Origin of the sequence: Nesterenkonia sp. E16_10, from assembly GCF_017347085.1 — a bacterium.
Lineage (GTDB): Bacteria > Actinomycetota > Actinomycetes > Actinomycetales > Micrococcaceae > Nesterenkonia.
The window spans coordinates 1-21,111 of the sequence record NZ_JADPSA010000007.1; the positions used below are offsets into that span (position 1 = coordinate 1).

A 21,111-nucleotide genomic window follows, 5' to 3' on the forward strand; every position below is an offset into this window, starting at 1 on the left:
ATCTGCGTTCCGGGCCCCGCCTGTTTCACGTGAAACGTCTGGCTCCACCAGAGAGCAGGATCACGACCGTGATCCGATCATCTCCATCAGACGGTGCAGATCGTCGATGGACCCGAAATCGATGGCGATCCGACCCTTCTTGGCTCCGAGAGTGATCTTGACCTGGGTATCCAACCGATCGGTCAAGGCATCGGAGAACTCCTCAAGCTGTCGCACCCGGGGGCTCTTCGCCCGTTCACGGCCGAGATCCCCGGTGCCCTGATCTCGTTGCGCAAGCGTCACGGCCTCCTCCGTCGCCCGCACCGAAAGACCCTCGGCCACGATGCGCCCGGCGAGCTGATCCATCTGCTCCAGAGACTTCAGCCCCAGCAGAGCGCGGGCATGCCCCGCCGAGAGGACTCCGGCGGCCACCCGGCGCTGCACCGCAGGGGGCAGCTTCATCAGACGCAGCGTGTTGCTGATCTGAGGCCGAGACCGACCGATACGCTCGGAAAGCTCATCCTGTGTGCAGTTGAAATCGTCCAGAAGCTGGCGATATGCAGCTGCTTCCTCCAAAGGATTCAGCTGTGACCTGTGGATATTCTCCAAAAGTGCATCCCGAAGCAGATCATCATCCGCGGTCATCCGCACGATCGCCGGGACCGTCTCCCGCTCCGCGGCCTTGGACGCTCGCCAACGCCGCTCACCCATCACCAGCTCGAACTGGCCCGGACCCGCGGGGCGCACCACGATGGGCTGCAGAACACCGATCTCACGGATCGAGTGAACGAGCTCGTCCATGTGCTCTTCGTCGAACTCCTGGCGCGGTTGGCGCGGGTTCGGCACGATCGAGGCCACCGGAATGGAACGGAACTCGGCGCCATCCACCGTTCCGGGAGTTTCACGTGAAACCGAGCTGGTCCACGCGCTCTCCGGCACGGACCCGGCAGGCTCGGAGGCCGCCGCAGTTATCTCCTCCTCCACTGCGGGCACCACAGGTGCGTCAGGCAGGTCCTCCTCGGCAGGAAAGCGCTTGGAGGTCGTCGATTTGGCCGCTCCCCGAGACAACACGTCCGGCATGGGAGCCCGCTGTCCGCTGCCTGTGCGGCGTGAACTGGTGTTCGGCCTCGAGATAGTGGCCGATTCCCGAGCAATGACCTGCCGGTCAAGGTCAGCCTTCGCGGAGAAGAACACATCGATGGGACGAGGAGCACTTGACCGTGTTTCGCGTGTTTCACGTGGAACCACGTGGTTCGACTCGGACACGGTTCCCTGAGACGCTGGGGCCTCAGCGTGCCGGTCGGTCGCCCGAGCCGCCGTTCCGCGGGGCGCGGTGGGTTCTGGTACCTCTTCCTGGGCGGCAGGGGCGGGCGCCGTCGCCGGCACGTCCTCCGCCGCCTCGGGGGTGTCATCCTCAACCCGAGCGGCCAGAGCCGACTCAGCGGTCTCCGCCGCACGGAGAGCCTCGGCCGCATCGGCGTCCTGGGCATCGCTGTTAATCAATGCGCCCAGGCCTCGACCGAGACCACGCCGCTTTCTTTCTGCCATTCGGCAGCCTCCTAGGGGATAGAACTGGAACCGCACGGTGGGAACGGCAACTCGATCTATTCTACGGAGCCAATCGGCCACACGCCTGGAAGCGGGCGTCCAATCAGGATGGTTTCACGTGGAACGCGTGTGTCACCGACACCGGTCTCCCGCTCCACATCGAAAGTCGCGGTAAAGCCCCTGCTCAGAGCGACTCCGCGGAACCTGGGGGTGCGGTCGCGCCAATCTGCGGCCGTATATGCCGCTGGCCTGATCTGCTTCGGCGTGTTTCACGTGAAACCGCGGAATCCGCCTACTCCGCCGCGTGACCATGCGCGTCCTTGGCCGTCTGAGTCTCGGGTTCAGCGGCTCTTGCTTCACGTGAAACCCTCAGACGGCCTTGAAGCTCGCCTGGCTGGAAACTTTTGCGAGACCTTGGCCGCGCCAGCTTCTTCTGCAGGACAGTGCACGGTGCGGTGCTCACGGGGCGCCCGGATCTACGGAGAGAGCGCCCACGTGCACCAGGTGCTGGTTCCACGTGGAACCTGGTACCAAGAGATGCGCCCGGCGCTTCATCGCATCTCGAAGACCGTTTCACGTGAAACACGCAGATGACGGAAATCAGCGCTCAAACCCGGGCACCGTCATCCTCAGTCCCGCAGAACTGATCTCGCGCCGAACCGGGAATAGGAATCCGATGCTCACCCAAGCCGCCCGCGGTTGCCGCTGACTTCACATGCCACCAGATCCGATGTGGCGCGCCCGGTTGGCCATTTCATTGGCACGTAGGTTTCACGCGAAACTCCCGGACTGCGGGGTACACCGCGCAAGGCTCAGTTCCTGGAACCAGCAGCCGTTCTGCCTGCATTCAAAGGACTCCGGTTGTTCCAGACCCGTGCTGCGACCAAGTGCGCCGAGCCCACGAGGCCCAGAAGTAGCTGACACTGGTTTCACGTGAAACACAGCCCGCCCGGGGGGAGCCAGTCGATGGTGGTGTTCGAAGGGCCGGTTTCACGTGAAACGATCCGCATATCCTCGACTCGCCTATCTTGCCAGGAAGGTCGCCCTGGTCCGGGAGCACGCGGACACCACGTCGCGGCGCTGCAGGGCCCAACAGGGGAGCGGGGTTTCACGTGGAACCGAGGACCGCCTCCGTGCTTCAGAGGCCGGGGCACCCTGGGTGCAGTCGCCTAAAGACCTCAGGAAACACTATCGCCCCAGGTCAGGAGCGCTGGACAAGCTCAGCGGCGGCTTCCAGGTAAGCCAGGGCGCCGGTCGAGGACCGGTCATAGGTGATCACGGTCTGCTGATAGGACGGAGCCTCAGAGATGCGCACGCTGCGCGGAATGACCGATTGCAGCACCGACTCGGGGAAGTGTTCGCGCACTTCTCCGGCCACCTGGGAGGCAAGGTTGGTCCGTCCGTCGTACATGGTCAGCAGGATCGTCGAGACCTTCAGCGGTGGATTCAGATGCTTCTGGATCATGCCGATGTTGTTGAGCAGCTGACTCAGGCCTTCCAGCGCGTAGTACTCGCACTGGATCGGGATCAGGACCTCTTGGGCTGCGACGAAGGCGTTGACGGTGAGCAGGCCGAGGCTGGGCGGGCAGTCGATGAAGACGAAGTCCAGCCGTTCGAGGCCGTTCTCCTCGCGGTACCGATAGTACTCAGCCAGCGCCCGGGCCAGCCGCTGCTCTCGGGCGACCAGCGAGACCAGTTCGATCTCGGCTCCGGCGAGATGGATCGTGGCCGGCACCACCTGAAGCCGGGGCACATCCGGGCAGTCTGCGACCACATCGGCCAGCGCGAAGTCCTCGATCAGCACGTCGTAGACCGAGTCTGCGTCTGCCGAGTGGTCCACACCCAGCGCGGTGGAGGCATTTCCCTGCGGGTCGATATCGATCACGAGAACGTTGAAGCCCTGATCGGCCAGTGCGGCCGAGAGGTTCACGGTGCTGGTGGTCTTGCCTACGCCACCCTTCTGGTTCGACACGGTGATCGCCCGAGTCTGGCTGGGTCGGTTCAGTTCGGTGGTCGTGAGCTTCTTACGGCGACGATTCTCATCTGCGAGCTCGGCGGCCAGGGGAGAGGACGCGGCCAGGGACTCCAGGATCGAAGAACCTTCCGCCGTGCTCGCCGCCGCCTCTGCGGCCCTGGCGGCGCCACTGGTTTCACGTGAAACGCGCTTCTCCTCCACGAGCCACCTTTCCTTTGTCATGACTGGACCACTGATGTCGGGCCGACCACCCCACACGTGGGGTTGGGCACAGCTAAGAGTCTAGGCCACGGGGGTGACCCGGATACCCGATGGACATACATTCAAAGACGATTGCCGGCCCGCTGCGGAGTCGGGAGATCTGCACTGCTACCGCGGCCCCGCGGAGCGTCGCCGGCACCGCACGACGGTGCTGGGCTCCTCCAGAAGGCCTTCGCCGAGAAGCTCGACCGTGGGGTTGGCCAGCTTGTGCTTGCTGAAGGACTTGCCGGCCGCGGCGATCTCACCACGTGCGCTGCGCCCCTTGATGAGCATCAGCTCCCCGTCCTCGTCCAACAGCGGAACAGTCAGTGGCAAAAGCTTCTTGAGACCTGTCACTGCGCGAGCGGTCACCACATCGGCCATGACCTCGTCGGTGACTTCCTCAGCGCGAGCCCGGATGAGCTGGACATTGTCCAGCTGCAGGTCCTGGACCACGGTGCTGAGCCACTCGACGCGGCGCTCCATCGGCTCGATCAGGATGAACTCCACATCGGGACGCGCGATGGCCAGGGCAAGTCCCGGAAGACCGGCACCTGAGCCGACGTCGGCCACCGTGGTGCCCGCGCTCAGCTCGGGGCCGAGCACGGCGCAGTTGAGCACATGGCGGGACCACATTATGGGCACCTCACGGGGACCGAGCAGTCCATGCTCGATACCGGTGGAGCACAGATGCGCGACATATTGCTTGGCCAGGTCCAGCCGGTCACCGAAGAGCACCTCGGCAGCCCGCTGCTCCTGCTCGCTCAGCTCAGGCGCCTCCAGCGAGGGCCCCTGCCCGGGCAGCTCCGGCTCACCGAGTTGGGCATCACTGACCGCCTCGAGGGTGGCTGCTTCGCGGTCGTCCTGGGGCTCACTCATGTCTTGCTCCTTGGCTGCAGGACCGGATCCTCAGCTGCGCTGAGCCCCGGCCTCGGTGTATTCGACTCCGCGGGCGCCTGGCTGCGCTCAGGCCGGTGAGATGACCACGTGACGACGCTTGCCCTCACCCTCGGACTCGCTGAGGAGCCCGGATTCGGCGACGAAGTCGTGGACGATCTTGCGCTCATAGGCGCTCATAGGTTCCAGGTGCTCGTCTTCGCCACGATCCTTGACCTTGGCGATCGCCTTCTCGGCCTGATCCTTGAGCTCATCCTGCCGCTGGTCGCGGTGGCCCGCGATGTCCAGGATCAGCCGGGTCCGCTCCCCGGTCGCGGTGAGCACGGCGAGCCGGGTCAGCTCCTGCAGCGCGTCAAGGACGTCGCCGCCGTCCCCGACGAGATCATCCAGCTCTTCACCGCCCTCTTCGGTCACGATCGAGACGTAGGTGCGGCCCCCGCGGACCTCGATGTCGATGTCGCCGTCGAGGTCGACGATGTCCAGCAGCTCTTCGAGATAGTCAGCGGCGATGTCACCCTCATCCGTGGCACCCTCAGCGGCGGGCTGATCACGCTGACCGGCCTCAGCATCGCTGCTCCCGGCCTCAGTGCTCTCCTGAGCCTCTCGGGCAGGGACACCGGAGGGTGCGGCGCTGAGCGGCTGTTCAGACGGCGCGTCGCGCTGCGTCTGCGCTGGCTGGTCGGGGGTGTCCGTCTCGCTGCGCTGGGTCTCGTTCTCGCTCATAGCTGCTGCTACTTCCTCTTCTTCTTCTTCTTCGCGGGCTGGGAAGTCTGCCCCAGGTGCTTTCCGGTCGGCTTGGGCTCCTCGGCGACGGGCTTGGGCGCCTCATTGAACGGCGCCAGCCCGCGCGCGGCACGACGCAGGTTGAGTTCCTTCTCCGCCAGCGACCCGGGAGTCGGGTTGTTGCGGATGACCCACCACTGCTGGCCCATGGTCCAGAAGTTCGTCGCGGTCCAGTACACGAGCACGCCGACAGGGAAGTTCACGCCGCCGACCACGAAGACCAGGGGCAGCACGTAGAGCATCATCTTCTGGGTCTGCGCGAACTGACCCGTCAGGGCCGCTTCGGACATGTTCTTGCTCATCAGCTGCTTCTGCGTGAAGAACTGGGTGGCGACCATGGCCACGATCATGATCGAGGTCAGGATGACCACGTCCCACCGGGTGGGATCCTCGCTGAAGGCGGGCAGGAAGATGTCGGACATCCCCACACCGAAGATCTCCGAGCTGTCGAAGCTCTGCACCTCGGCGGCGCTCAGCGCCCCGTAGCCCTCGGCCTGGTTCTGCGGCTCGCGCATCCGGTTGAGCATCCAGAACAGCGCGAAGAAGATCGGCATCTGCGCCAGCAGCGGGAGACACGTCATGAACGGGTTGACGTTGTGCTTCTTGAACAGCGCCTGCTGCTCCTGCGCCATCTGCTGCCGCGAGACCGGGTCCTTCTTGCCCTTGTACTTGGCCTGCAGCTTCTGCACCTCGGGCTGGATGATCTGCATGCCGCGCTGGGACTTGATCTGCTTGACGAACAGCGGGATCAGGATGATGCGGATGACGAGCACCAGCAGAACGATGGAGATCACCCAGTTCCACCCGGAGTTGAAGTCCAGCCCCACGGCAGTCAGGACGCCGTGGAAGGTACTCAGGATGAAGGAGACGGCCCAGGTGAAGGGCCACATGATTGTGTCGAAAAAGCCCATGAATCTCTCAGATGTCGTGGCCAGGCGTCATGCGGAAGCAGCCTGCCGGCTCGGGGGAGTTGATGGCGTCAGTCATCATCGCCGCGGGGTATCGGTGGGTGGTTTGTCTCTATGATCGTCGGTACTCCACCCTGCGGCCAAATCCTCGCCGTCGGTGGCACCGGGTCGACTCCACCACCGGTGAAGGGATTGCAGCGAAGGATTCGCCACAGCGTCAGTGGGATGCCGCGGATGACCCCGTGAGCGGTCACCGCTTCCAGCCCGTAGGCAGAGCAGCTCGGATAGAAGCTGCATACCTGACCGTACAGGGGGGAGATGACTTTGCGGTATCCCCGCAGGAGCCAGGAGAGCAGGATCGAGGGCATCGAGCGGATCCATCCCCAGTGGCCGCGCCGAAGCTCGGCCTCGGTGACCTCTTCGGTGGGGACCCCGGGGTCCATCCCCTGCTCGACATAGAAGTCTCGGTGCCGGACCCAGATCGCGTTCTCCGGTCCGTGGCCCGGCTCCGGCCCGGGCTGCGGCGGCACATCCGGCCCTGGAGGCTGGTTCACGTGCGGACCGCCCGGCGGAGGGACTTCCGGTGCGCGCGCGCAGCCGCCCGGAGCACCTCCTCGCGCAGCTGTGCGTGGTCCATGCTCGTGATCTCGGGGAAGGCGCGGATCACCAGGTCCAGTGTGTGCCCGGGATCGGTCTCGAGCGCCTCATGACGCATCAGATCCATCACGATATGGCGCAGTCGCCGCTGAACGCGATGCCGGACCACAGCATTGCCCACGGCCTTGGACACGACGAGCCCGCACCGCCAGGATGGTCCACCTGCACCGGGACCCTCGGCGCGCAGCAGCACCGAGACCATCAGCCCCTCACCTCCGGCGCGCGAACCATGTCGCATGGTGGCGCGGTGATCGCGCGAGGAGGTCAGGCGGTGTTCCTTGGGAAGCACAGCGTGTGAACTCCCTTCGAGGCGACCGCCGGGGTGCGGTGCCGGGTCTCGGACCTGCGCCCACGATTGGGGCAGGGGATGCACAAACGGCCCGCTCCCTGATGATGGGACGGGCCGCGGTGTCGGTCCTGGCGCACTGCGCCGGGACCCGCTGACCAGGTGGTCAGCGTGAATTGCTCTGGATCAGGCCGAGAGTTCCTTGCGGCCCTTGGCGCGGCGGGTCGAGATGATGGATCGGCCGGCACGGGTGCGCATACGGGAACGGAAGCCGTGCTTACGGCTGCGACGGCGGTTGCTCGGCTGGAAAGTCCGCTTGCTCACTGTGTACTCCCACTTGGATGGTTTGAAGTCATTCGGGCCCCGGAAAGGATCTGCGTGCAGGCACGGCAGTACTCTGGGGCGACCTGCCAACACTAGGGGTTCATTCCCTGCGCCGTCAAGTTGGGGCGGATCCGACTATCAACAGTTGTGCACAGCACTGTGGAGAGACCGGGCGGTGACCCATTGGACCGGGGTCCGGGCTGCTCTATCGTGGATCTCCCGGCGCTGGTCGGGGTCGAGAAGGGACTGGACATGGCTGATCATGATCCCGTGATCCAGGTGGCGGACCTCACGAAGTCCTTCGGCGATGTCCGTGCCCTGGACAAGCTTTCCCTGCAAGTCAACGAGGCCGAGGTGCATGGCTTCCTGGGACCCAACGGCTCCGGAAAGTCTACGACGCTGCGGGTGCTGCTGGGTGTGCTCCGTCGAGACTCCGGCACGGTCAGGGTCTTCGGCGGTGACCCGTGGCGAGACGCCGTGACGCTGCATCGGCGCCTGGCCTACGTCCCTGGGGAGGTGGAGCTCTGGCCCAACCTCACGGGCGGGGAGGTCATTGATGTGTTCCTGCGGCTGCGCAGTCGCGCCGCAGGGTCCAGGCATGTGACTCAGCGACGCGATGAGCTGATCGAACGCTTCGCGCTGAATCCTCGCAAGAAGACCCGCACCTACTCCAAGGGCAATCGGCAGAAGGTGGCGCTGATCGCGGCGCTGGCCGCCGACGTCGACCTGCTGCTGCTCGATGAGCCCACCTCGGGCCTGGACCCGCTCATGGAGGTGGTCTTCCAGCAGGTCATCGCCGAGACTCGGCTGCAGGGCCGCTCTGTGCTGCTCTCCAGCCACATCCTCGCGCAGGTCGAGGCACTTGCCGACCGGGTCTCGATCATTCGCGAAGGCCGCACCGTGGAATCCGGGACCCTCTCCGCGATGCGCCACATGACTCGCACCACGATCGAGGTCGAGACCACACGACCCGCCGCCGAGCTCCAGCAGCTCGACGGGGTCCATGATCTGCGCGTCAGGCACACCGCTGGTGCCAGCCGGACGGTTCTGGAGGTCGACAGCGATCGGCTGGCCACGGTCACTGCGCACCTGGCAGCGCTGGGAGTTCAGTCCCTGGTGGCCCACCCTCCGACCCTCGAACAACTGCTGATCAGGCACTACGGCGTGATTCCGGAATCCGCCGGCACCAGCCCGGCCGCCGAAGGCGCGACTGACGCTCCAGCCTCGCGCACGCCAGCCCCCGACCGCTCAGCACCATGACGACCATGCAGAACCGGTCCCTCGACAGGAGCGCAACCACCGGCGCAGCACGCACCAGCCTGGTCGGCACCGGAGTCCTGCTGCGATTCATGCTGCGCCAGGACCGGGTGCGGCTGAGCCTCTGGGTCGTGGGCATCGGGCTGATGAGCTTCTATGTGGCCAACGCCGTGCAGGCGCTGGTCACCGACGAGGCGGAGCTGGCCCAGATGGCGGGGCTCTTCGCAGACCCGGTGGGCCGACTGATGACAGGCCCGGCCTACGGCATGGAGTCGCCCACCTTCGAGCGCTTCTACGCGGCGGGGTATGTGCTGTTCATCTACATCCTCACCGCCCTGATGAGCATCTTCACCGTGGTCCGGCATACGCGTGCCGAGGAGGCCTCCGGCAGGGCAGAACTTCTGCGCGCCGACGTGCTGGGGCGGCACGCCACGCTCACCGCTGCGCTGCTTCTGGTGCTGCTGGCCAATGCGTCGGCCGCGACACTGGTGCTGCTAGGTGCGCTCTCGGGCGGGTTCGCACTCGAGGGATCGATGCTGGTGGCAGCCTCCGGGGCCGCCGTCGGACTGCTCTTCGCCGCCGTGGCGGCCCTCGCAGCCCAGCTGACCGAGACCTCCCGCGCGGCCTCTGGGCTGACCGGTGCGCTGCTGGGACTGGCCTACCTGATCCGGATGGTCGGGGACATGGCCGCCGTGCGGGGCACTGCGCTCTCCTGGTTCTCACCGCTCGGCTGGTCCCAGCAGACCGCGCCCTATGTCGAGGACCGCTGGTGGCCGCTGCTGCTCTGCCTGGCACTGGCCGCGGCGGCGGTGCTCGGGGCCTTCGGACTGAGCACCCGGCGTGACCTCGGGGCCGGACTGCTGCCCTCTCGGCTGGGGCGGGCGCAGGCACGCCCCCGGCTGAGCACCCCGCTCGGCGTGGCGACGCACACCCTGCGCGGAGGCCTGCGGGGCTGGGGCGCTGCCGTCATCCTCTGCGGGGCGCTCTTCGGCAGCTACGCGCAATCGATGGTCGATACCGCCGCGAGCCTCCCCGAAGAGTTCCGCAGCTTCTTCGCCGGAGAGACGGTGCTGCTGGGATATCTGGCCTATATGGCGATGTTTCTGGCGCTCTTCGTCGCGGCAGCGGGAGTCGGCGGCATCCAACAGCTGCGCGGCGAGGAGAAGCATGGGCGGGCCGAGCTGCTCCTCAGCGCCCCGCTGAGCCGCACGCGCTGGCTCGGTGCGCACCTCACCGTGCTCCTCGGTGGGCTCGGGATCATGCTCGCACTCACCGGGCTGGCCACCGCCGCAGCCGCGGTGACCGTGCTCCATGGTGATACCGGCGCGTACTTCAGCGACATCCTGTGGGCCAGTCTGCATCAGGGACCTGCTGTCCTGGCCCTGGTGGGACTCACGCTCGCCGCCTACGGCTGGGTGCCGCGGTTCGCCGGACTGCTGGGGTGGCTGCTGCTCGGCTATGCGGCCGTGATGACGAACTTCGGTCCGCTGCTGGATCTGCCCGAGATCTTCTCCGAGCTCAATGTGTTCGGGCACCTGGCGCAATACCCGGTGGAGTCCGTCCGGTGGAGCCCGGTGCTCTGGCTCAGCGGCATCGGCACTGCCGGGATCCTCCTGGGATTCACAGGATGGCGACGCCGCGCCATCAACAGCGGCTGACCTGCCATGACGCGGAAGAACTGGGTTGTTCCACAGGGCTGTCCACAGAAGCTGTGGAATACTATGGGCAGAATTTCGCCGAAATACACGAGGGGAGCAGCGTGCCTGCTGAGTCAGAGATCGATGTGCCGCGCCAGTGGCAGCAGGTGCTCGCAGAGCTCCGGGAGAACCATGGCATCGGAGCGCTGAACCTGACCGATGTGGGACGCGCCGTGCCCCAGGGGGAGCAGCTCCTCGGCGAGACGCTGCTGCTGACCGTGGCGGTGCCTCATGAGCGGGTCCGTGAACTGATGCAGGCGACCCTGGCCGTGCAGCTCAGCGAAGCGCTGCGCGCGGTGTTCGGCAGGGAGGTGCTCTGCGCCTATGTGGTCGACCTCGGAATGTCCCAGCGGCAGCGGGAGAACACCAGCGAACACCCTGCCACCTCGGCACCCTCAGCCGCATCGGCCTCCTCCACGGCGGTGGATGACCTCTACCCCAGCGAAACCGTGGTCGAGCCGCCGCGCCGCGGCCCGGCGGCCGAGACCAATCCGTATGCCCGCGACGAGCGGGCCCCTGAACGCCGCGGCATCGGTTCGGGTCGCGAGCGTGACGAGTTCGGGCAGCCCAGCTTCGCGCCCACCGATTATTCACAGTACGAACGGCCCGAACCGGCGCAGCGGGATCCACGCCTGGTCGAGCGCCGCCCTCCCAGCCGTCCGGCTCCTTCGGAGTCCTTCACCGCCAGCGGCGGTGGTGAGTCCTATGAGACCTCCCGGCTGAATCCGCGCTACACCTTCGACACCTTCGTCATCGGTTCCTCGAACAGGTTCGCCCATGCCGCCGCGAACGCCGTGGCGGAGGCTCCTGCGAAGGCGTACAACCCGCTGTTCATCTATGGCGACTCCGGTCTGGGCAAGACTCATCTGCTCCACGCCATCGGGCATTACGCGCAGCGGCTCTATTCCGGCATCCGAGTGCGCTATGTGAACTCGGAGGAGTTCACGAACGACTTCATCAACTCCATCCGTGATGACGAAGGCGCCAGCTTCAAGCATCTGTATCGCAATGTCGACATCCTGCTGCTTGATGACATCCAGTTCCTCGCGGACAAGGAACGCACGGTGGAGGAGTTCTTCCACACCTTCAACACCCTCTACAACAACAACAAACAGGTCGTCATCACCTCGGATCTGCCGCCGAAGCAGCTCTCCGGATTCGAAGAGCGGCTCCGGTCGCGGTTCGAATGGGGCCTGATCACCGACATCCAGCCGCCTGAGCTGGAGACACGCATCGCGATCCTGCGCAAGAAGGCCACCGCGGAGAACTTCTCCTGCCCCGACGACGTCTTGGAGTACATCGGTTCCAAGATCTCCACGAACATCCGCGAGCTCGAAGGCGCGCTGATCCGAGTCACCGCCTACGCCGCGCTGAACAAGCAGGCGGTGGACCTCTCGCTGGCGGAACAGGTGATGCGGGACCTGATCTCCGATGACCATGCCCAGGAGATCACCTCAGAGCAGATCATCAACGCCACAGCGGACTACTACAACTTCACGGTCGAGGAGCTGACCTCGAAGTCGCGCAACCGCACCTTGGTGACCGCACGCCAGATCGCCATGTATCTGTTGCGCGAACTCACGGAGATGTCGCTTCCGAAGATCGGGCAGGCCTTGGGTGGACGCGACCACACCACGGTGATGTATGCCGAGCGAAAGATCCGAGAGCTGATGGCGGAGCGGCGGGCCGTGTTCAACCAGGTCACGGAGCTGACGAATAAGATCAAACAACAGCGTTGACCTCACGGCAGATCGGCCGGAGTTAAGTCAAGCCCATGGCTGACACCTGTGGAGAGACTCCTGCTCCACAACTCACACCGTTGTCATTTCCTGTCCTGGTTGGGATTCAGCGCAGTTGACAGCCGCGATCTCCACAGGTTTTCCCACATATCCACAAGCGGCGGTGGAGTTTTCCCGATTCTTGTTAACAGCTGTGGATAAGTCGGTGCATGCGGCGGTGCAGAACCCGTGATTTCTGTGGATAACCACCCCTGTGCTGGGGAGCGGGCAGATTGGCCGCTGAAAAAACTCCCCCGGCGGTGCACAGACCAAGCGGAAGCGGTCCACCACGCAGTACACAGGAAATATTGGGCAGGCCCCGGGATCCAGCTGGTTATCCACAGATTCCACAGCACCTGTTAACACTTCTGACCCTTAACCCCTATATGACAAAGAACAATCACCTCAGCGGAACCACCGGGGAACGAGACCAGGAGATCAGGCACCGGAACAGGAGCAGAGCTCCACCGCTGGAGACTGCTCAGGGTCTCTTCGCTCTGACGCCTCAGACGCTGCTCTGATCCCAGATCTTGTGGCTTATGACCGATGCCGCGGCTCATATGGTGGTCGCCGAGCTCTTTGCTGGCTTCTGACTCGGTCTTGCAGGTAAGCTCGACACTCGACACAGCCACCAGATGCTTGACATTCATCGCGGAGCTGTCCGAGAACCACAAGAAGGGCAGGGATCAGTGGAGTTCACTGTTGAGCGGGACGTTCTTTCCGAAGCAGTCTCATGGGCTGCCCGGTCGCTGTCTCCCCGACCCCCGGCTCCTGTTCTGGCTGGGCTTCACATCACTGCGGCAGATCAGACCGTGACCATCTCGAGCTTTGATCACGAGATCTCGGCGCAGCTGCACATCGAGGCTGAGGTCAAGCAGGAGGGCACGATCCTGGTCTCGGGGCGGCTGCTCAACGACATCGTGAAGTCCCTGCCCAATGCTCCGGTCACGGTCCACCTTCAAGACTCTCGCGTCCAACTGACCTGCCGCTCCTCGAAGTTCACGCTCTCGACCATGCCGGTGGACGAGTACCCGGAACTTCCCGGCATGCCAGAGCTCGCCGGCACCGTGGACGGCGCCGCCTTCGCCCGGGCGGTCTCGCAGGTGATCACCGCCGCTTCGAAGGACGACACGCTGCCGATCCTGACCGGCGTCAAGGTTGAGATCGAGGGAGACACCATCACCTTCCTCGCGACGGACCGCTATCGTCTGGCGATGCGTGAGATCCACTGGTCTCCCGCCGATCCGAACATCTCCACCTCGGTGCTGATCAAGGCCAAGACGCTCAACGACGTGGCAAAGTCCCTGGCAGGAGCCGGTTCGCTGCAGATCGCGCTCTCCGAGACGGCCGAGCTGGTGGGCTTCTCCTCCGGAGGACGCCGGACCACCTCTGTGCTGGTGGACGGGGATTACCCGAAGATCCGTCAGCTCTTCCCAGAAGAGACCCCGATCCACGCGGTGGTGAACACCGCGGAGTTCATCGAGGCAGCTCGTCGCGTCTCCCTGGTCTCGGAGCGCAATGGTCACGTCCGGCTGCAGTTCACCCAGGACGACGAGGTCATCCTGGACGCCGGGGTCGACGACGCGGCCTCCGCCTCGGAGGTCATCCCCGCGACTCTGACCGGTGAAGCGATCACCGTCGGATTCAACCCGGCCTACCTCAACGAGGGACTCACCGTCATCGACACCGACTTCCTGCGGTTCTCCTTCGTCTCGGCGCCCAAGCCGGCCATGATCACTGGACAGGCCGAGGCCGAGGGTGAGAAGGCGATCGACTTCCGGTATCTGCTGATGCCGGTGCGCCTGATCAACCCGTAGCGGCTGGCAGCCTAGGAGACCATGCGGCTCTCACAGCTCACGCTCACGGATTTTCGCAGCTACGCCCAGGCGGAGCTGGAGCTGCAGCCTGGCCCCAATGTGCTGCTGGGCTTTAACGGGGTGGGCAAGACCAACATCGCCGAAGCCATCGGTTACCTCTCGACGTTGAGCTCGCACCGGGTGAGCCAGGATGGGCCGCTGGTCCGACATGGTCAGAAGCAGGCCTTCATCCGCGCCGAGGCGCACCGAGGATCGCGGCAGGCCCGGCTTGAGGTGGAGATCAATCCGGGACGCAGCAACCGGGCCAGGATCAACCGCGGCAACCCGGTGCGCGCCACCGACGTGCTGGGAATCCTGCGCACGGTGCTCTTCGCCCCAGAGGATCTGGACCTGATCAAGGGCTCCCCCACGGTGCGTCGCCGGCTGCTGGATGATCTCGCCGTGCAGCTGCGTCCGGCGCTGGGCCGGGTCCGCCTGGACTACGAAAAGGTGCTCAAACAGCGCAACGCCCTGCTCAAATCGCTGCGCCATGAGTCGTTCACCGCCACCCACGAGTCCACGCTGGCGGTGTGGGACCACCAGCTGGCCGAGGCGGGATCACATCTGCTCAAGGCCCGACTCGAGATGCTCACCGCGCTTCGACCCCACGCGGCCACCGCCTATGAGCAGCTCTCGGGCAGCATCCGCACCGCGCGACTGAGGTACCTCAGCTCTCTCGAGGTCGAAGCGGGACCGGGCCAGAGCATCCCGGCACGGAATATCGAGACTCAGAACCTCGAGGCTCAAAACTCCGAGAATGAGAGCGAGAGCTCGAGCGAGCCGGAGCCGGTGCATGCAGCGGTGAATGCCTCGGTGGATGCCTCGGCGTTGGAGTCCGCCTCTCGCCAGGAGCTCGCCGAGCTGATGCTCCAGGGGCTCGCCTCGGCGCGGCGCGAAGAGGGGCAGCGAGCGATCACCCTGGTCGGTCCGCACCGCGACGACATCGCCTTCACCCTGGATGAGGTGCCGGTGAAGGGCTTCGCCTCCCACGGCGAGACCTGGTCCTTCGCCCTGGCCCTGCGGCTGGCCGCCTATCGCGTGATGCTCGACGACGATCCCAGCGAGGGTGCCCAGCCGGTGCTGATCCTCGATGACGTGTTCGCCGAGCTCGATGCGCGCCGGCGTCGTCGGCTTGCCGAGCTCGCCGCGGAGGCGGAGCAGCTCATCGTGACCGCGGCGGTGGACGACGACGTCCCGGCCAGCCTCATGCGTCACGCCCTGCGTGTGGAGTCGGTGGACCAGATCAGCCAGGTGACCCCCCATGAACGCGATTGACGACCAGATCCAGGACCATGAGGATGCGGCCAAGATCCTGCTGGCCCGGATGCGCGCCGCCGCGCGCGGCCGTGGGGAGCATCGCATGCGTGGACTCCCGCGCGGCTCCTCGCTGGCCGGTGACCCGCGCAGCGCGTCCAAGGACGACCCGGCCCAGGCCAGGAGCAGCGGCGGTTCGAAGCCCGGGGCCGACCGGCGGGACCCGAATCTGCTGGGCGGCGTGGTCGGCGGGCTGATCAAGACCCGTGGCTGGAGCTCCCCGGTGGCCGTGGGCTCGGTGATCGCGCGCTGGGAACAGCTGGTCGGCTCCGCGATCGCCCAGCACTGCAGACCCGAGAAGTTCGAGAACGGAGTGGTGGAGGTCCTCTGCGACTCCACCGCCTGGGCCACGAACCTCAAGCTCATGCAACCGCAGCTCATGGACGTGTTCAACACCCAGCTCGGTCCAGGGATCGTCACCGGACTCTCCATCCGGGGCCCGGCGGCCCCCAGCTGGAAGAAGGGCCGGTATTCGGTGCGCGGCCGAGGCCCCCGGGATACCTACGGCTGAAACGCCAGGCTGCGATATGCCGCGCTCGGGCCCTCACGGTGGAACCCAACCTCACGCGGGCATCCCCGAGTTGGTCCCAGGGGTGTTCCTCGGCCGCTGATCGCAGAGTCTGTGCGCCCATGGCGCCCAAAGAATGAGATTTTGCGCCCCTGGCGCGGTAGACTGGGACGACGGCCCGAGCGTATCCACCACTCGGGCTGGTCTGTGTCATGACAAGGTCAGCATCCTCGACCTTCCCGGCAACTCAAGGAGACGGCATAGCCCGTGACCTCGGCTAACGAGAACAAGCAGCATCAGGGCAACTACGGCGCCTCAGACATCACCGTCCTGGAGGGCCTGGAAGCAGTCCGCAAGCGTCCCGGGATGTACATCGGTTCCACCGGTGAGCGCGGTCTGCACCACCTGGTCTACGAAGTGGTCGACAACTCGGTCGATGAGGCGCTGGCCGGCTACTGCTCGCACATCCAGATCACGATGCAGGACGACGGCGGCGTCCGGGTCGAAGACGACGGTCGCGGCATCCCGGTGGACATGCACCCCACCGAGGGCAAGCCCACGGTCGAGGTCGTGATGACCGTTCTCCACGCGGGCGGCAAGTTCGGCGGCAGCGGCTACGCGGTCTCCGGCGGCCTGCACGGCGTCGGGATCTCTGTGGTCAACGCGCTCTCCCGGAAGGTCCGCACCACCGTGCGTCGGCAGGGCCACGAATGGAGCATCGGCTTCGGCAACGGCGGCGAGACCACCCAGCCGCTGTCTCAGGGCGGGGAGACCGACGCGACCGGCACCACGATGGTCTTCTATCCGGACCCGGAGATCTTCGAGAGCATCGAGTTCGACTTCGAGACGCTGCGCGCCAGGTTCCAGCAGATGGCCTTCCTGAACAAGGGGCTGCGCATCACCCTGCGCGACGAGCGCAAGATCCCCGGCAACGAGGTGGTCCACGACGAGGTCCTGGAGGAGCACCACGAGGAGGCCGAGGCCGAGCTGGCGCCCACCGAGGCGGGCGGCGGCAGCGACGGCATCATCGAGACCCCCAAGGGCCGCGTCGTCGTCTACCAGTACGACGCCGGACTGCTCGACTACGTCAATCACCTCAACGCCACCAAGCGGGCCGAGGTGGTCCACGACGATGTCATCGCCTTCGAGGCCGAGGACACCGAGCGCGGCATGGCCGCTGAGCTCGCGATGCAGTGGACGCTGTCCTACTCGGAGTCGGTGCACACCTACGCCAACACGATCAACACCCACGAGGGCGGCACCCACGAAGAGGGCTTCCGCGCGGCGATGACCACGCTGATCAACCGGTATTCCCGGGACAAGCAGATCCTGCGCGAGAAGGATGACAACCTCACCGGCGAGGACATCCGCGAAGGACTCACCGCGGTCATCTCGATCAAGCTGCGCGAGCCGCAGTTCGAGGGTCAGACCAAGACCAAGCTGGGCAACACCGAGGCACGCGGCTTCGTGCAGAAGGTGGTCAACGAGTACCTCGGGGACTGGCTGGAGCGCAACCCCGGCCCGGCCCGAGACATTGTGCGCAAGGCCCAGTCCGCCGCGCACGCCCGGGTGGCGGCGCGCAAGGCTCGCGAGAACGCCCGCCGGAAGTCCCCGCTGGAGACCATGGGCATGCCCGGCAAGCTCGCCGACTGCTCCTCCAAGGACCCCTCCGAATCGGAGATCTACCTGGTCGAGGGCGACTCCGCCGGTGGTTCGGCCAAGCGGGGCCGTGACCCGCGCACCCAGGCGATCCTGCCGCTGCGCGGAAAGATCCTCAACGTGGAGCGCGCCCGGCTGGACCGCGCACTGGGCAACCAGGAGGTCCAGTCGATGATCACCGCCTTCGGCACCGGCATCGGTGAGGACTTCGACCAGGCGAAGCTGCGCTACCACAAGATCGTGCTCATGGCCGATGCCGATGTGGACGGTCAGCACATCACCACGCTGATGCTGACCCTGCTCTTCCGCTATATGCGCCCGCTGATCGAGCACGGCAACGTGTTCCTGGCCCAGCCGCCGCTGTACAAGATCAAGTGGCAGACCGGCCCGCAGGACTACGTCTACACCGACGCCGAGCGGGACGTGGCGCTCTCCGAAGGCCGCGCCAAGGGACGCAAGCTGCCCAAGGAGCTCGGGATCCAGCGCTATAAGGGTCTCGGTGAGATGGACTACTCGGAGCTGTGGGAGACCACCATGGATCCAGACCATCGCACGCTGCTCCAGGTCTCCATGGAGGATGCCGCTGCCGCTGACGAGGTGTTCTCCATCCTTATGGGTGAAGACGTCGAGTCCCGCCGCGGGTTCATCCAGCAGAACGCCAAGGACGTCCGCTTCCTCGACATCTGAGCCGCTGCCAGCCCGTCAGGGGCGCAGCCGCGAGACGACGCCGATCTTTGCCTAAGGGAGAACACCACACGTGAGTGACAACACCGAAGAACCCCAGGACCCGCAGGGCGGACCCGCCGAGGCCGTGGAGGGCGTCGTCGTCGACGACATCGTGACCACCGACCGGATCCGCCAGATCGACCTGCAGACCGAGATGAAGCGGTCCTACCTGGACTATGCGATGGCCGTGATCGTGGGCCGCGCGCTGCCCGATGTGCGCGACGGGCTCAAGCCGGTGCACCGTCGGGTGCTCTACGCGATGTACGACGGCGGCTACCGCCCGGACCGCTCGTTCAACAAGTGCGCCCGCGTGGTCGGGGATGTGATGGGCAACTATCACCCGCACGGCGACTCGGCGATCTATGACGCCCTGTCCCGGCTGATCCAGGACTGGGTGATGCGCTACCCGCTGGCCACCGGCCAGGGAAACTTCGGCAACCCCGGCGACGACGGCCCCGCGGCCCCGCGTTACACCGAGACCAAGATGGCCCAGCTGGCCATGGAGATGGTCCGGGACATCAACGAGAACACCGTCGACTTCCAGGACAACTACGACGGCAAGCAGCAGGAACCCGTCGTGCTGCCCTCCCGGTTCCCGAACCTGCTGGTCAACGGCTCCTCCGGCATCGCGGTGGGCATGGCCACCAACATCCCGCCGCACAACCTGCGCGAGGTCGCCGAGGGCGTGAAGTGGTACCTGCAGAACCCGCAGGCCAGCCGTGAAGAGCTGCTCGAGGCGCTGCTGAAGCGGATCAAGGGTCCCGACTTCCCCACCGGCGCGCAGATCCTGGGCACCCGCGGGATCGAGGACGCCTACCGCACCGGCCGCGGATCGATCACGATGCGCGCGGTGGTCAGCGTCGAGGAGCTGCAGGGACGCACCTGCCTGGTGGTCACCGAGCTGCCGTATCACGCCAACCCCGACAATCTGGCGCGGAAGATCGCGCTGCTGGTCAAGGACGGCAAGGTCTCCGGGATCGCAGACCTGCGCGATGAATCCTCCGGACGCACCGGTCAGCGCCTCGTCGTCGTGCTCAAGCGCGACGCCGTGGCCAAGGTGGTGCTGAACAACCTCTATAAGCACACCCAGCTGCAGGAGAACTTCTCCGCAAACATGCTGGCCCTGGTCGACGGGGTGCCGCGCACGCTGAGCCTGGACGCCTTCGTGCACCACTGGGTCACCCACCAGATCGACGTGATCGTCCGGCGCACCCAGTTCCGGCTCGACAAGGCCCAGCGCGAGGCCCACATCAAGATCGGCCTGCTCAAGGCCCTGGACGACCTGGACCGAGTGATCTCCACGATCCGGGCCTCCTCCACCGTCGATGAGGCGCGGCAGAACCTGAAGTCGCTGCTGGAGATCGACGACGATCAGGCCCAGGCCATCCTGGACATGCAGCTGCGCAAGCTCGCCGCCCTGGAGCGTCAGCGTCTGCAGGATGAGTACGACGAGCTGATGAAGATGATCGAGGACTTCCTCGACATCCTGGGCTCCGAGGATCGGCAGCGTCGGATCATCAGCTCCGAGCTGGACACCATCGTGGACAAGCACGGCGACGACCGCCGGACCCACATCCAGCTCGGCTACGACGGTGACATGTCCATGGAGGATCTGATCCCCCAGGAAGACGTGGTGGTCTCGATCACCCGCGACGGCTACGTGAAGCGGACCAAGATCGACAGCTACCGCGCCCAGCACCGCGGTGGTCGAGGAGTCCGCGGGGCGCAGCTGCGCACCGATGACATCGTCGAACACTTCTTCGTCACCACCACCCACCACTGGATCCTGTTCTTCACCAACCTCGGCCGGGTCTACCGCACCAAGTGCTACGACCTGATCGAGTCGGGTCGGGATTCCAAGGGTCAGCACGTGGCGAACATCGTGGCCTTCCAGCCCGATGAATACATCGCGGGCGTGCTGCCGCTGCGCACCTATGAAGATGCTCCCTACCTGGTGCTGGCCACCAAGCGCGGCCTGGTGAAGAAGACGGTGCTCACCGACTACGACACCCCTCGTCAGGCCGGGGTGATCGCGATCAATCTGCGGGAGGACGACGAGCTGGTCTCCTCCAAGCTGATCTCCGCCACCGATGATCTGATGCTGGTCTCTCGCAAGGGCCAGTCCCTGCGCTTCACCGCCACCGATGAGGCGCTGCGACCCATGGGTCGAGCGACCTCAGGGGTCACCGGCATGAAGTTCCGCGAGGAGGATGAGCTGCTGGCCGCAGACGTGGTCACGGAGAACTCCTACGTGTTCGTGGTCACCGAGGCCGGCTACGCCAAGCGCTCCGAGGTCGGCGAGTACCGGGTGCAGGGCCGCGGCGGTCTGGGCATCAAGGTGGGCAAGCTGGTCGAGGATCGCGGAGATCTGGTCGGAGCCATGGTGGTCGAGGACGACGACGAGGTCCTGGTCGTCATGGAATCCGGCAATGTGGTCCGGTCTCCCGTCTCGGGCGTGCCCTCCAAGGGCCGCGACACGATGGGTGTGATCTTCGCGAAGCCGCGCAAGAAGGATCGCATCCTCAAGGTGGCGCGGAACTCCGGGGTGGCCCTGGCCGCCACCGGCGAGGACGCTGCCACCGGCGAGGACGTCGCGGCCGAAGACGGGACACCGGCGACCGTCGCCGACGAAGCTGAGCGCCCCGAGACCGAGGATGCAGTAGCGTTGGTCCTTGATGAAGCGGACCGGGATGAATCGGACCGAGATGATGCCTGATGG

Annotated in this window: 16 protein-coding genes; 8 read left to right on the plus strand and 8 right to left on the minus strand. The window is 65.6% G+C overall.

The window, feature by feature from the left end; genetic code table 11:
• Positions 1-60 precede the first annotated feature (60 nt).
• The 8 genes from I2487_RS03100 to rpmH form a co-directional block, all read right to left on the minus strand.
• Positions 61-1,059, minus strand: a complete 999-nt coding sequence (locus tag I2487_RS03100) for a ParB/RepB/Spo0J family partition protein (RefSeq protein ID WP_518523694.1) — start codon at positions 1,057-1,059, stop codon at positions 61-63.
• A gap of 1,669 nt (positions 1,060-2,728) precedes the next feature.
• Positions 2,729-3,724, minus strand: a complete 996-nt coding sequence (locus I2487_RS03105) for a ParA family protein (protein ID WP_255545907.1) — start codon at positions 3,722-3,724, stop codon at positions 2,729-2,731.
• Between the two features lie 147 nt (positions 3,725-3,871).
• A complete protein-coding gene (gene rsmG / locus I2487_RS03110) occupies positions 3,872-4,621 on the minus strand; it encodes a 16S rRNA (guanine(527)-N(7))-methyltransferase RsmG (RefSeq protein ID WP_207170234.1) in 750 nt (249 codons plus the stop codon).
• Positions 4,622-4,708: 87 nt separating this feature from the next.
• Positions 4,709-5,362 (minus strand): Jag family protein, encoded by a 654-nt coding sequence (locus I2487_RS03115; protein WP_207170235.1) that lies wholly within the window; start codon positions 5,360-5,362, stop codon positions 4,709-4,711.
• An 8-nt stretch (positions 5,363-5,370) separates the two neighbouring features.
• Positions 5,371-6,333: a membrane protein insertase YidC gene (gene yidC, locus I2487_RS03120; protein WP_207170236.1), complete on the minus strand. Its 963-nt coding sequence runs from the start codon at positions 6,331-6,333 to the stop codon at positions 5,371-5,373.
• A gap of 68 nt (positions 6,334-6,401) precedes the next feature.
• The gene (gene yidD, locus I2487_RS15690; RefSeq protein ID WP_345941317.1) at positions 6,402-6,884 is read right to left on the minus strand and encodes a membrane protein insertion efficiency factor YidD; all 483 of its coding nucleotides are present in this window, start codon (positions 6,882-6,884) and stop codon (positions 6,402-6,404) included.
• Entirely contained in the window at positions 6,881-7,276 is a 396-nt protein-coding gene (gene rnpA / locus I2487_RS03130) for a ribonuclease P protein component (protein ID WP_207170237.1), read from the minus strand. Before rnpA ends, yidD begins: the two co-directional genes overlap by 4 nt.
• A gap of 183 nt (positions 7,277-7,459) precedes the next feature.
• The gene (gene rpmH, locus I2487_RS03135) at positions 7,460-7,597 is read right to left on the minus strand and encodes a 50S ribosomal protein L34 (RefSeq protein ID WP_083504652.1); all 138 of its coding nucleotides are present in this window, start codon (positions 7,595-7,597) and stop codon (positions 7,460-7,462) included.
• A gap of 252 nt (positions 7,598-7,849) precedes the next feature.
• Between rpmH and I2487_RS03140 the strand changes: the two genes are divergently transcribed.
• The 8 genes from I2487_RS03140 (at position 7,850) to gyrA (ending at position 21,108) form a co-directional block, all read left to right on the plus strand.
• Positions 7,850-8,857, plus strand: coding sequence for an ABC transporter ATP-binding protein (locus I2487_RS03140; RefSeq protein WP_207170238.1), 1,008 nt, complete (start codon positions 7,850-7,852; stop codon positions 8,855-8,857).
• Complete coding sequence (locus I2487_RS03145) at positions 8,854-10,512, plus strand: ABC transporter permease (RefSeq protein ID WP_207170239.1); 1,659 nt, start codon at positions 8,854-8,856, stop codon at positions 10,510-10,512. Before I2487_RS03140 ends, I2487_RS03145 begins: the two co-directional genes overlap by 4 nt.
• A 200-nt stretch (positions 10,513-10,712) precedes the next feature.
• Complete coding sequence (dnaA, locus tag I2487_RS03150) at positions 10,713-12,290, plus strand: chromosomal replication initiator protein DnaA (RefSeq protein WP_518523695.1); 1,578 nt, start codon at positions 10,713-10,715, stop codon at positions 12,288-12,290.
• A gap of 728 nt (positions 12,291-13,018) precedes the next feature.
• Complete coding sequence (dnaN, locus tag I2487_RS03155) at positions 13,019-14,146, plus strand: DNA polymerase III subunit beta (protein ID WP_207170241.1); 1,128 nt, start codon at positions 13,019-13,021, stop codon at positions 14,144-14,146.
• A 21-nt stretch (positions 14,147-14,167) separates the two neighbouring features.
• Positions 14,168-15,460 carry a DNA replication/repair protein RecF gene (gene recF, locus I2487_RS03160; protein WP_207170242.1) on the plus strand — a complete coding sequence of 431 codons (1,293 nt, stop codon included), beginning with the start codon at positions 14,168-14,170 and terminating at the stop codon, positions 15,458-15,460.
• Positions 15,447-16,010 carry a DciA family protein gene (locus I2487_RS03165; protein ID WP_207170243.1) on the plus strand — a complete coding sequence of 188 codons (564 nt, stop codon included), beginning with the start codon at positions 15,447-15,449 and terminating at the stop codon, positions 16,008-16,010. Before recF ends, I2487_RS03165 begins: the two co-directional genes overlap by 14 nt.
• 264 nt (positions 16,011-16,274) lie before the next feature.
• Positions 16,275-18,353 carry a DNA topoisomerase (ATP-hydrolyzing) subunit B gene (gene gyrB, locus I2487_RS03170; RefSeq protein WP_207170244.1) on the plus strand — a complete coding sequence of 693 codons (2,079 nt, stop codon included), beginning with the start codon at positions 16,275-16,277 and terminating at the stop codon, positions 18,351-18,353.
• 70 nt (positions 18,354-18,423) lie between these two features.
• Positions 18,424-21,108, plus strand: coding sequence for a DNA gyrase subunit A (gene gyrA, locus I2487_RS03175; protein WP_207170245.1), 2,685 nt, complete (start codon positions 18,424-18,426; stop codon positions 21,106-21,108).
• The last annotated feature ends 3 nt before the right edge of the window (positions 21,109-21,111 follow it).